Source organism: Allobosea sp., assembly GCF_035944895.1.
Taxonomy (GTDB): Bacteria; Pseudomonadota; Alphaproteobacteria; order Rhizobiales; family Beijerinckiaceae; genus Allobosea.
In genome coordinates this window covers 1138094-1150338 of sequence record NZ_DASZAT010000010.1, presented here as the reverse complement: position 1 = coordinate 1150338, position 12245 = coordinate 1138094, and the positions used below count along the sequence as shown (strand labels likewise).

Below are 12245 nucleotides of genomic sequence, written 5' to 3'. Positions count from 1 at the left end.
CGACTGGAACGAACGCTCGCAGAGCCCTGGAACTGCAACCGCGAGGTAACCATGGCCCAAATGCGGGGGCGACCGCAGTTGCTCCTGGCGATATCCCGGTCAGGTGCCAGCATGCACTGCGATGGCCTCCAGCTCGCTTCTGATCATGGCAAGAAGCTGCTCTCGCCGGCTGTCGGTCATACGCTCCAGCACCATGGCGAGGCTGATGGCGGCATAGGGCGGCGATGATCCGTTCGGGACCGAGAGGCCGATGCCGATGCTGCCATCGATGATCGCGTCGCGCCGCAGTGCATAGCCGCGCTGGCGCGTCTTCTCCAGATCGTCGCGCAATTGCTCGACGGTGAGGTGGCCGCGCTCGGAATAGGCCGTGCGGTTGGCTTCGACGATGGCGTCGGCTTCGGCTTTCGGCAGTGCGCCGAGCAAAGCGAGGCTGCCCGCCGTGATGCCGAGCGGGTAGCGGTCGCCGACCTTCAGGGTCAGCGTCTTGATCGGGTAGTTGCCCTCGACACGGTCGATGCAGACGACCTCGAAATCCTGCCGCATCACCAGATAGGCGGTGTCTCCGGAGAGCTCGGCCAGCCTTTGCATCAATGGCTTCAGCCGAGCAGCGACATCGACCCGGTGGCTCGCTGCAAGCCCCAGCTCATAGGCGAGCATGCCCAGATGGTAGCGCTGCGTCTCGGGATCCTGCCCGACCATGCCATGGTCGACGAGCCGCTTCAGGATGCGCCGGGCGGTTGGGGTCGCAAGATCGGCGCCGCGCGCCAGATCGGTGAGGCGCGCCGACCCGCCACGTTGGGCGATCGAGCGCAACAGGAAAATGGCACGGTCGATGACCTGGGTGCCCTGGCCGGGCTCCCGCGTCGTGCTCTCGCCATCCTGAGCCATTTGTTGAAGGTCTCCGCTTCCCCGTCAGCCCGGTTCAGGGCGCAGGCCTCGAACAGTCGAATTCGGTCTTTTCATCGGACCATAGGCTAGGGCGGACCCGTGTCGAGCACATAGCCTTCCGCCCACGCATTGAGAAGAGAGACGGAAAGACTGCTGGTGCTTTGTGCCGCCTGGTCGGCCCGGCGCATTCAGGATGCCTGCAGCCTGGCAAAGCCCGCGATCGGCGGATAGGCCTCCGGATCGACATGGACATCGAGAAGGAAAGGGCCCTGCGCCGCAAACATGGCATCGAGCCCGGCTGTGAGCTCGCTTGCGGAGGTGACCGTGGCGTTGGCGCAGCCGACGGCGCGGGCGATCATCGCATGGTCGATCCGGGTGATCGCGCAGACCTCCGTCGCCTGTCCGAAGCGCAGCATCTCGGCATGGCGCTGGAAGCCGAGAACAGCATTGTTGAGGACGATCAGCTTGACGCCGATGCTGTGCCGCACGGCGCATTCCAGCTCCGCCCAGCAATGTGAAAAACCGCCGTCGCCGACCACCGCGACGACAGGAGAGGAGGGCAGGGCGAGGCGAGTGCCGAGCGCCAGCGGGTAGCCCCAGCCGATCCCGGCAAGCCCGCGCGGAAACACGAAGCGCCGGCCGGGCTCGCGGGCCTGCAGATATTGCGAGACCCAGAGGCTGGAATAGCTGGCATCGGCGACGAAGACCGTGTCGGCGGGAGCGCGCTGCTGCAGGACATGCATCAGGTGTTCCGGACGCATCGGGTCGCTCGTGTGCAGCTTCACGGCCGCGACCTCGCCTGCGACGGCAGCTCGGGCCTGCGCGATGGCGGCCGCGAGCGGGGGGCGGCGGAGCGCCGCGGCGCTTTCGCCATCGCAATGAGCTGCCATAGCGACGCCTAGCGCGCGCAATGTCGTGCGAGCGTCGCCGATCAGCGGAAGCGAGGGATAGTTCCGCACTGCCTCGTCCACCGCGACGTCGATATGGATGAACGCGGCGCTGTTCGGAAACAGGCTCCATGAGGCCGTGCCATTGTCGTTGGTCCGGTTGCCGACGAACATCACCACATCGGCCGAGCGGATGAGCGAGCGCATCGCCCGCGACGGGCTGCCGGGCCCCATGGCGCTGCCGACTACGCCAAGAGACAGCGGATCGGCTTCATTCACGGCCCCCTTGCCCATGATCGTCGTCGCGACGCCGAGCGCAAAACGCTCCTGCAGGCCGGCCAGCTCGGCCTGCGCGCCCGAGCTATGGACGCCGCCGCCGGCGACGATGATCGGCGTCCTGGCATTGGCGAGCAGCCGCGCGGCCTCGGCGATCGCGGCCGGCTCGGGCTGCTGGCGCAGTGCGGGGAAGGCCGCGGGCACGGAACGGGGGGCCCGCAACTGAGGCACCCGCTCGGCCAGAACGTCGGCCGGGATGGCGAGCGCGACCGGCCCAGGTCGGCCGCTGGTCGCGGTGAGGATCGCCTTGCGCAGCATTTCGAGGGCTCGCGCGCCATCGTCGAGGCGGCGGAACCATTTCGTGCAGGAGGCGAAGAGGGTCGCGTGGTCGAATTCTTGGAAGGCGTTGCGGTCGACATGGGAGCGTTCGACATCCTGGACCAGGACGAGCACCGGAACGGAGGCCTTGAAGGATTCGCTCAACCCGGCGGCGACCAGTGCCGCGGCGGCGCCGTTCTGGGTGGCGATGCAGCCGAGGCGGCCGGAGGCACGGGCGAAGCCATCCGCCATCGCCGTTCCGGCGTTCTCTGTCCGGAACCCGATTTGCCGCAGTCCACCGCGCTCGGTTGCCAGGGTGAGGGCGGAGGGCGAGCCCTGGCCGAAGATCAGCTCTACGCCGGCCGCCTTGAGCTCTGCGGCGAGCACTTCGGCGACGGTGGGCAGCAGGTTTTCGGTCATGTTAGATCTTTGAATGCCATAATATGGATCATCATTATGAATGATAACGGTATGTCATTGCTGTTTGTAACGCTATAGGGAATAAAGTCAGATTTTATATTTCATATAGTGGAAATTACGAACGCAAGGGCCGAAAGCCTGTCCGTCGATGAGGTCTACAGGCTCCTGATCGGATTGATCGTTCCGCGCCCGATCGCCTGGGTGACGAGTCTGTCACTGGAGGGTGTGGTGAATTTGGCTCCGTTCAGTGCCTTCACCTATCTCTGGGCGGAGCCGCCGCTGATCGGGATCAGTGTCATGCGCCGCGGGGATGAGTTGAAGGACACGGCACGAAACATCGCGGCCCGGGCCGATTTTGTCGTCAACATTGCCGATGAAACGTTGATCGAGCCGGTTCGCCTCAGTGCCGCCGAGCATTCCGTCGATGTGAGTGAGGTCGAGTTGCTCGGTCTGTCGCTGGTGCCGTCGCTCGATGTTGTGACGCCGCGGCTGGAGTGCGTCCCGGCGGCGCTCGAATGCGGCCTCGATCAGGTCATCCCCTTTGGTGGTCGGGGCGCGCAGCTGATTGTCGGACGTGTGCGTCGTTTCCATGTCCGCGGCGATCTCCTTGATGGTGGGAAGGTGGTAGCGGAGCGGCTGCGGCCCCTCTGTCGGATCGCTGGGCCCAAATATGCCGGACTGGGCGAGGTCCGCACGTTGGCGCCTGTGCGGCGGGATGGTTCGCATTCTTATTCCACTTAGTGGATGATATTTTGTTGTTATTCTCTATTGACCCGATATTTTGCGCAGATATGCTGCGTGCCTTGTCAATAAGTATCCATATAATGGAATATCGACATGGCATTCAGCGAGATCGAGTACAGCGTGTCGGGGGCGGTCGCGCGTATCCTGCATGCGCGGCCAGGTGCCCGGAACGCTGAAAGCCAGTGCCTGCTGGACGAGATGGATGCGGCGCTCGCCGCGGCAACGGCCGACGCCGAGGTTCGGGTCATCGTGATCGGCGGTCAGGGCGATCACTTCTCGGCCGGGCACGATCTCAAGGAGGCTCAGGCGAAGCGGCAGGGCTTCACCGTCGAGCAGCGCTGGGATTATGAGCAGCTGCGCTATTTCGACTATGCGCTGCGGATCTGGGATTGCCCGAAGCCGACGATCGCGCAGGTGCAGGGTGCCTGCATCGCCGGCGGTTTCATGGTCGCCAATCTCTGCGACCTCGTCGTCGCGTCCGAGGATGCCTTCTTTGCCGATCCGGTCTGCCACTCGATGGGGGCGGCCGCTGTCGAGGTGCTGGTCCATCCCTGGGTGATGGGCACGCGCAAGGCCAAGGAGTTCCTCTTTACCGGCGCGCGTCTCTCGGCTCAGGAGGCTCTGGTGGCCGGCATGGTCAACCGCGTCGTCGCCCGGGCCGAACTCGAAGGCGAGGTCCAGGCCATGGCGGAGCAGGTCGCGGCCGCGCCGCCCTTCGCGCTGCGGCTGATGAAGCGCTCGCTGAACCGGACCATGGACATGCAGGGCTTCCGTAACGCTCTGTCCGCCCATTTCGACAGCCACCAGCTTTCGCATGTCTCGAACGAGTTCGCGCAGATGCGCGGTGGCGGTCTGGCGAGCGCGATCGAGCGCGGGCGCCGGTGAGATCTGCGATGAATACCCTTTCCGCGGTGGCGGCCGCCCTGTCGCCGGCGGCCATTCTCGCCGCGCCGACCGATGAGGCGTTCCGGGCCGGGATCAAGGTCTGGTTCGCGCAGGAGCTGCCGCGGCTGGCGGGCGCCCGCCATGGCACGGCCGAGATGCAGCGCCTCGCCTTCCGCCGCGAATGGGAGGATCATCTCTGCCGATCCGGCCTCTCCGGCCTCGGCTGGCCGGAAGCTGTCGGCGGCCGGCCGCTCTCGCTGACGCGGCAAGCGATCTACCATCAGGAATATGCCCGCGCCAAAGCGCCGCTGGCGGTCAATCTGATCGGCCATGGCATCGTCGGCCCGACCCTGATCGCCTTCGGCTCGCAGGAGCAGAAGGACCGCTTCATTCCAAAGCTCCTCGGCAATGAGGAGATCTGGTGCCAGGGCTATTCCGAGCCGAATTCCGGCTCCGACCTTGCCTCGCTGGCGACGCGGGCGGAGCGCCGCGGCGATGTCTATGTTCTCAACGGCCAGAAGATCTGGACGAGCTTCTCGCATCTCGGCGACTGGTGCTTCCTGCTCGCCCGGACCTCGAGCGAGGGGCCGCGCCAGCGCGGCATCTCGGTTTTCCTGGTCGATATGCACCTGCCCGGTATCCGCGTCCGGCCGATCCGCCAGATCACCGGCGAGGCCGATTACGGCGAGGTCTTCTTCGACGATGTCGAGGTGCCGGTCGCCTGCCGGCTCGGCGAGGAGAATGCCGGCTGGGGCATCGCCATGGCCGCCGCCAATTTCGAGCGCGGCACCTATTTCATCCCGCGCATCGTGCGGCTGCAGACCGAGCTCGAGGATCTGGTCCGGCTGGCGGCGACGACCCAGCGCGACGGGCGCAAGACGATCGAGGATCCGCTGATCCGCGACGCCATCGCTCGCCTGTTCTGCGATGCCCATGCCCTGCGGTTGCACGCCGACCGGATGCTGAAGCAGGCGGAGGAGGGCGTGCCGCCCGGTGTCGAGGGCTCGGCAGTGAAGCTGCTCTGGAGCGAGACGCATCAGCGCCTCTTCGACCTCGCCATGGACATCATGGGGCCGGCCTTCCAGTACGGGCCGCAGGAAAAGGCGGCGCCGGCCGAGGGGCTGTGGCATCGCGACTATCTCTGGACCCGCGCTGAGACGATCCTGGCCGGCACATCCGAAATTCAGCGCAACATCATTGCCGAACGTGGCCTGGAGCTGCCGCGATGACACAGGGCGTTTCCATGGCCTATTCCGATCAGATGCTGCGCGACGCCGCGGCGCGTACGCTCGCCGAAGCCGCTCCGAACGCGGCTCTGGCGCAGGATGGGGAGGTCTGCGCGACCTTCGCCGAGAGCCATTGGCAGCTCGCCGCCGAAATGGGCTGGACGGGCATCATGGTGCCCGAAAGTCATGGCGGCCTCGGTCTCTGCCTCGCCGAGGCAGCGGACATCGTCGAGGAGATGGGAGCACACTTGTTCTGCGGCCCGTATGCGCTTTCGGCGGTACTCCTGCCCGCGCTCGCGCCGCATTTCGGCGCGGTTGGCGACACGCTCCTGCGCGAGCTGGCGGAGGGCGCGGTGCGGCTCGGGCTCGCGACCACCGAGGCGCAATCCCTCTCCGACGGACGATCGCTCCTGCCGTTGGTCGAGCATGCGGCCGGCGCGAGCCATATCCTTCGCCTGGAGCCTGGAGACGCGGGCCAGAGCTTCGTTCTCTATCGCATGGGCGGGGCGACGAGCCAGACGCTTCAGCCGATGGACCCGACCACGCCGATCGCATCCGTCGTGCTGGCGCCGGATGCCGAGATCGCCAGAGCGCGCTGCGGCCATGGCGAGGCCGAGCGCGTCCTGCTGCCGATCCATATCCTGACCGCGGTCGAGCTGGTCGGCATCGCCCGAGCGGCCTTCGAGCGAGCCGTCGCACATGTCCGGCAGCGCAAGCAGTTCGGTGAGGTCATCGGGCGCTTCCAGGCGATCAAGCATCGGCTTGCCGACGGGTTCACGCTGCTCTCGCATGCTCGGCTCGCCGTGTCCGACGCGGTGCGAAGGCCCGGCGATCTCGATGCGACGCAGATTGCCCGGGTCATCGCCGCCGACGCCGCGATGAAGATCACGGCCGACTGCATCCAGCTGCATGGCGGCATGGGATTCTCATGGGAGACCGACGCGCATTTCTATCTCAAGCGCGCGCGCCGGCTCCATGCCAGCTTCGGCGGCACCGCGGCGCTGCGCAAGCGCGCCGGCGACCGGTTCATCGAAAGCCTTTTGACACCGGAGCGCGCCGTCGTCAGCGCCGCCGGTGTAGATGGAAGCGAGGTAGTCCAGTGTCTCTCAACGAGGTGAAGCCCGCGCGGACGGACGAGGAAAGCGCCCCGGCGGTTCCCTATTACTGGAAGTCGGTCGACTGGGACGGGCTGATGCGGGACTACCCGCCGCCGCCGCATTTCCAGCAGACGACCGGCAAGATGTCCGACCAGGAGCTGCGCGCGCTGCAGAACGCCCGCTTCCTGGCGCGCATGGACGATGCCTGGCGCACGCCGTTCTATGCGACGCGCTGGCGGGCGGCGGGGATCGAGCCTGGCGATATCCGTGGCCTCGACGACATCGAGAAGCTGCCGACCTTCACCAGCGACGACCTCAAGGAGGCGATCGCGGACGCGCCGCCCTTCGGCAGCCACCAGCCGGTGACCGCCGAGGATCTGGCGAGCACGCCGTTCAAGGTCCATACCTCAGGCGGCACCACTGGCTTCCCGCGCCTGACCCTGTTCGATCCGGTCGCGCTCGAAGTGCAGGCGATCCAGACGGCGCGCGCGCTCTGGGCGCAGGGCACGCGGCCCGGCGACGCCGTGCAGATCACCTATACGCTCGCCATGGCCAATGCCGGTTATTGCGGGCTCTATGCCTGCCTGCACTGGCTCGGCGCGATGCCGGTGACGACCGGCTCGGGCGTGGTGACGCCGAGCGAGCGCCAGCTCGAATACGCGCTGAGGATCGGCACCACCGCCTGGTATGGCCGCGCCGAATATCTGGCGCGGCTTGTCCAGGTGGCGAACGAGACCGGTTTCGACCTGAGGGCGCTCAAGACCAAGCGGCTGCATTCCTTCCTGGGCCCGGATGTCGATGGCCATCTGCGCAAGCAGCTCGAGGAAGCCTGGGGCTGCCCGGTCTACGACAACTACGGCACGCATGAGATCGGCCAGATCGCCTTCGAATGCGAGGCGCAGGACGGCAAGCACATCAGCGAGGACACGGTCTATATCGAGACCGCCGATGTCGAGACCGGCGCGGTGCTGCCGGCCGGCGAGCGTGGCAATCTCGTCGTGACCAGCCTGCATCGCAGCACGCCGCCGATCATCCGCTACGACCTGCGCGACCTGCTCGTCGCCTATGAGCGCTCCGAGTGTTCCTGCGGCCTGTGCACGCGCAAGCTCTCGATGTTCCTCGGGCGCAGCGACGAGATGGTGAAGCTGCGCGGCACCAACGTCTATCCGATGGCCTGCCAGAGCGCCGTCACCGCCGATCCGCGCGCGACCGGCGAGTTCCTCTGCGTCGTCGCCTATGCGGGCGAGGGCCTGTCGCGCCGGGAGTCGATGACGGTGCGGGTCGAGAAGAAGTCGGACGAGATCGACGATGCGGTGTTCGCCGCCGAGATGGAGGCTGCGCTGCACCGCGATCTGAGTGTGCGGGTCGCGGTGGAGATCGTTCCACCGGCGAGCCTGCTGCCGCTCACCCAGGTCGGCAGCACCGGAAAATCCCGGCGCCTGCTCGATCTGCGCCAGAACGGGAAGTGACGATGACGAAGATGATCACCCTCGAGAAAGCGCTGGCCGCGGTCGCGCCCGGCAGCTCCGTGGCGTTCGGTGGTGGCGGAATCCAGCGCAAGCCGATGGCGGCGGCGCGGGCGCTTGCGGCTGCGGATGCCGGCGATCTCACCCTCGTCGCCATGCTCGGCGGCCCGGATGTCGACCTCCTGATCGGGGCCGGCAAGGTCCGCGAATTGCAGTTCGCCTTCGTCGGGTTCGATGCTTTCGGGCTCGCGCCGCATTTCCGCAAGGCGCGCGAGTCAGGCAGCATCTCGGTTGTCGAGTATTCGGAAGCGACGATCATCGCCGCCTTCGAGGCCGGCGCGAAGAACCTGCCCTTCCTGCCGACGCGCTTCGGGCTCGACACCGACATCCTGACGACGCCGACGGCTCCGTTTCGCAAGGTTTCCTGCCCGTTCAGTGGCGAGGAATTGCTGGCGGTGCCGGCATTGCGGCCGGACGTCGCCTTCATCCATGCCAATATCGCCGACCGCCATGGCAATGCGGTGATCATCGGCGATGGTTATGCCGACCCGCTCCTCGTCCAGGCGGCGAAGACTGTCTTCGTCACGGCCGAGAGGATCGTCGACGAGCTGCCTGACGATGTGGCGACCGCCGGCGGCACCTTCCTGTCCCGGCTCTGGATCGACGGCGTGATCGAGGCGCCGCGCGGAGCCGGCATGACGGCGCTCTACCCCGACTACCGCTTCAACCTGCCGGCGGTGCTGGAATACCAGAAGCGGGCGACCGATTCCGAATGGTTCTCCGCATGGCTTCGGGAGCAGTGACGATGACCGGCTACACGCTCGAAGAGCTCCTGATCAGCCGCATGGCCAGGGAGTTCCGCGGCAACGCCATCGGCGTCGGCGCGACGATCCTGTCGGATCTCTCGGCGCGCCTGGCGAAGGCGCTGCATGTTCCCGATCTCTTCCTGACCACGGGCTCGCGGGCCGCTGCCGATTGCGACGTGCACGCCAAGGCGTTGGTCGACGAGTGGACGCTGGCCGCCTCGAGCCGGATGAATCTGAGCTGGCAGGAGATGTTCCAGCTCATTGCCCACGGCAAGCTGCAGATCTGGATCGGTACGGTCCAGCTCGACCAGTATGGCGCCTCCAACATCTCGGTGATCGGCCCCTGGGCCAAGCCGAAGGCGCAGCTCGTCGGCGCGCGCGGTGTTCCCGACGATCTCTGGGGCTGCGAGAGCCTTTGCTATCACATACGGCGGCACAATCCGCGCACGATCGTCGCCAAGGTCGATTTCGTCTGTGGCCGCGGCAACGGGGATGGCGGCGGTCAGGTCCGCCCGGTGCGCCGTGCGAAGCCCGGCCTCGTCGTCACCGATCTCGGCGTCTTCGATTTCGAGGGGCCGGGCGGCTCGATGCGCGTCGTCTCCCTGCATCCGGGCATCACGCTGGAGCGCGTGCAGGAGAAGACCGGCTTCGTCGTCCATGCCACAGGCGAGATTCCAGTGACGCCCGAGCCGACCGCCGAGGAATTGAGGCTGATCCGCAAGGTGATCGACCCGCAGGGGCTCCGGCGGCTCGAATCCAATGAGGGTGGTGACGAGCTGCTGATGGATCTCTGGCAGCGCGAAACCGGCGCGCCGATCGAGGGGAGGGCGTGATGCGCCGGGCTGTCATCGTTTCCTTCGCGCGCACGCCGATGGGGCGTGCCTATCGCGGCGCCTTCAACAACACCCATGCGGCGAGCCTCGCCGGCCATGTCGTCGCTGAGGCTGTCGCCCGCGCCAAGGTCGATCCGACGCTGATCGAGGACGTAATCCTCGGCTGTGCCATGCAGGAAGGGGCTTCCGGCTACAACATCGCCCGCCAGGCGGTGCTGCGCGCCGGACTGCCGGTCACCACGGCCGGCACAACCATCAACCGCTTCTGCTCGTCGGGCCTGCAGGCGATTGCCATGGCGGTGGACAGCGTTATCAGCCATGGCGCGCAAGCGGTCGTGGCCGGCGGCGTCGAGACCATCAGCCTCGTGCAGAACGAGCACAAGAATACCTATCGCTTCCACGATGAGTGGCTGAAGACGAATCGGCCCGACGTCTACATGCCGATGCTCGATACCGCCGAGGTCGTGGCGCAGCGCTATGGGATCGGCCGCGAGGCGCAGGATGCCTATGCGCTGGAAAGCCAGCGCCGGACTGCAGCGGCGCAGGAGGCAGGCCGCTTCGACGCCGAACTCGCGCCGATGGATAGCGTGAAGACAGTCATCGACAAGGCGACGGGGACGACCTCCGAGGACGCCGTGCGGCTCAGCCGTGACGAGGGCAACCGGCCGGACACCAATGCCGCGGGGCTGGCCAAGCTGGAGCCGATCCGTGCCGGCGGAACCGTCACCGCCGGCAATGCCAGCCAGCTTTCGGATGGCGCCGCCGCCTGCGTGGTGATGGAGGAAAAGCTCGCCGAAAAGCTCGGCCTGTCGCCGCTCGGCGCGTTGTCGCATTTCGCCGTGGCCGGTTGCGAGCCCGACGAGATGGGCGTCGGTCCGGTCTTCGCCGTGCCGCGCCTGCTGTCGCGGGCAGGACTTTCGATCGCCGATATCGACCTCTGGGAACTCAACGAGGCTTTTGCCGTCCAGGTCCTCTATTGCCGCGACAAGCTCGGCCTGCCGGCTGACCGGCTCAATGTCGATGGTGGTGCGATCGCCGTCGGTCATCCCTACGGGATGTCGGGCGCGCGCATGCTGGGGCATGCCCTGATCGAGGGGCGCCGCCGTGGCGCCAGGCGCGCGATTGCGACGATGTGCGTCGGCAGCGGAATGGGAGCGGCCGGCCTGATCGAGATCTATTGATCCACATTGTGGAGTTATTTAGGCAGGCTTTGCTAATAACTGCAACGTGCGCCTAGAATGTCGTCTGAATGTCGATAAAAAATTCCATATAATGGAATTAATTGGCGAACTATCAGGGATTAAACCCTGCAGGGAGGAAACAATGGCGATCGTTCGTTCTCATTTTGCAATCACTGCCGCGGTGGCGACCGTCATTCTGACGGCCGGCGCCGTACAGGCACAGACGCCGACCTACGAGCAGATTCTCGAGGGCGCGCGCAAGGAGGGCCGTCTCTTCATCGCGGTCAGCAGCCCTGGGACGCCAACGGCGCATGCGGCGATCGCCAAGGCTTTCAACGAGCGCTTTGGCCTCAACGTCACCGTCGAATGGAATGCGGCGAACCCTGTCCAGACCGGCACCAAGCTGATGGCAGAAAAAGGCCGTGCCAGCGGATCCGTTGACGTCGTCGGCGCCGGCGGCGCCCAGGAGGCTTCGGTCCTGTTCGAGCGGCAGATTCTGAAGCCCTATCCATGGGCTGCGGTGTTCGGCAAGCAGTTCCCGCAGATGGAGGAAGTCACCAACCGGGTCATGAAGGATCTTCGCGGCGCGGCGCTGCCGATCCTCGACGCGACCTATGGCATCGGCTGGAACCCGAAGCTGATCAAGGATGAGGACGTGCCCAATACCTGGGCCGAGCTGCTGAAGAGTGAATGGCGTGGCCGGGTCGCGATCAACGCCTTCTCGCTCAATCCGCTCGACTATTATTCCTTCGCGCTCGGCAAGGACGAGACGCTGAAGATGGCAAAAGCGGTGCTCGACAACAAGCCGGTGCTGGAACGCGGCACGGCGGCTGCGACGCGGGCGATCTCGGTTGGGCAGGCGCCGGTCGGCGTTTCCTCGCTGCACATTGCAGGCCGCAGCGAAGGCGTGAAGTTCAAGCTCTTCAGCGATTATATCCCGCTGAACAATCTCTACATCTACGTGCCGGAAAGCGCGCCGAACCCGAATGCCGCGCGCTTGTTCGCAGCCTGGCTGACAACCGAAGGCATTACGGTCGCCAACGCCCAGGAGCCGCTGCCGCGCGCCGGGGACAAGGGCACAGCGCTCACCGAGCTGATTGCCGAGCGGGTCAAGGGTGGCGCCAAGATTCTGACGGAGACCTCGCTCGAGGACACCAAGCAGGCCCTTTCGGTTCGCAACGCCATCGCCGATCTCATGACGCGCTGAGCAAGCAGGCA

Annotated in this window: 11 protein-coding genes; 9 read left to right on the top strand and 2 right to left on the bottom strand. The window is 66.1% G+C overall.

Annotation, left to right across the window (positions count from 1 at the left end; genetic code table 11):
* Window positions 1-99 precede the first annotated feature (99 nt).
* Window positions 100-888 carry an IclR family transcriptional regulator gene (locus tag VGV58_RS21130; RefSeq protein WP_326875982.1) on the bottom strand — a complete coding sequence of 263 codons (789 nt, stop codon included), beginning with the start codon at window positions 886-888 and terminating at the stop codon, window positions 100-102.
* Between the two features lie 188 nt (window positions 889-1076).
* Complete coding sequence (locus tag VGV58_RS21125; RefSeq protein ID WP_326875981.1) at window positions 1077-2789, bottom strand: acetolactate synthase catalytic subunit; 1713 nt, start codon at window positions 2787-2789, stop codon at window positions 1077-1079.
* A gap of 108 nt (window positions 2790-2897) precedes the next feature.
* Here VGV58_RS21125 and VGV58_RS21120 point away from each other — a divergent pair, with 108 nt between their 5' ends.
* From VGV58_RS21120 to VGV58_RS21080, 9 genes are all read left to right on the top strand, one after another.
* Window positions 2898-3530 (top strand): flavin reductase family protein, encoded by a 633-nt coding sequence (locus tag VGV58_RS21120; RefSeq protein WP_326875980.1) that lies wholly within the window; start codon window positions 2898-2900, stop codon window positions 3528-3530.
* 96 nt (window positions 3531-3626) lie between these two features.
* Window positions 3627-4418: an enoyl-CoA hydratase gene (locus VGV58_RS21115; RefSeq protein WP_326875979.1), complete on the top strand. Its 792-nt coding sequence runs from the start codon at window positions 3627-3629 to the stop codon at window positions 4416-4418.
* A gap of 8 nt (window positions 4419-4426) precedes the next feature.
* On the top strand, window positions 4427-5647 hold the full coding sequence (locus VGV58_RS21110) for an acyl-CoA dehydrogenase family protein (protein WP_326875978.1): 1221 nt from the start codon (window positions 4427-4429) through the stop codon (window positions 5645-5647).
* Window positions 5644-6762 carry an acyl-CoA dehydrogenase family protein gene (locus VGV58_RS21105; RefSeq protein WP_326875977.1) on the top strand — a complete coding sequence of 373 codons (1119 nt, stop codon included), beginning with the start codon at window positions 5644-5646 and terminating at the stop codon, window positions 6760-6762. Before VGV58_RS21110 ends, VGV58_RS21105 begins: the two co-directional genes overlap by 4 nt.
* A complete protein-coding gene (locus tag VGV58_RS21100) occupies window positions 6744-8210 on the top strand; it encodes a phenylacetate--CoA ligase family protein (protein WP_326875976.1) in 1467 nt (488 codons plus the stop codon). Before VGV58_RS21105 ends, VGV58_RS21100 begins: the two co-directional genes overlap by 19 nt.
* Before the next feature lie 2 nt (window positions 8211-8212).
* Complete coding sequence (locus VGV58_RS21095) at window positions 8213-9010, top strand: CoA transferase subunit A (RefSeq protein WP_326875975.1); 798 nt, start codon at window positions 8213-8215, stop codon at window positions 9008-9010.
* A gap of 2 nt (window positions 9011-9012) precedes the next feature.
* Window positions 9013-9846: a CoA-transferase gene (locus VGV58_RS21090; RefSeq protein ID WP_326875974.1), complete on the top strand. Its 834-nt coding sequence runs from the start codon at window positions 9013-9015 to the stop codon at window positions 9844-9846.
* Entirely contained in the window at window positions 9846-11027 is a 1182-nt protein-coding gene (locus VGV58_RS21085) for an acetyl-CoA C-acyltransferase (RefSeq protein WP_326875973.1), read from the top strand. Before VGV58_RS21090 ends, VGV58_RS21085 begins: the two co-directional genes overlap by 1 nt.
* A gap of 46 nt (window positions 11028-11073) precedes the next feature.
* The gene (locus VGV58_RS21080; RefSeq protein ID WP_326875972.1) at window positions 11074-12234 is read left to right on the top strand and encodes an ABC transporter substrate-binding protein; all 1161 of its coding nucleotides are present in this window, start codon (window positions 11074-11076) and stop codon (window positions 12232-12234) included.
* Window positions 12235-12245: the final 11 nt, after the last annotated feature.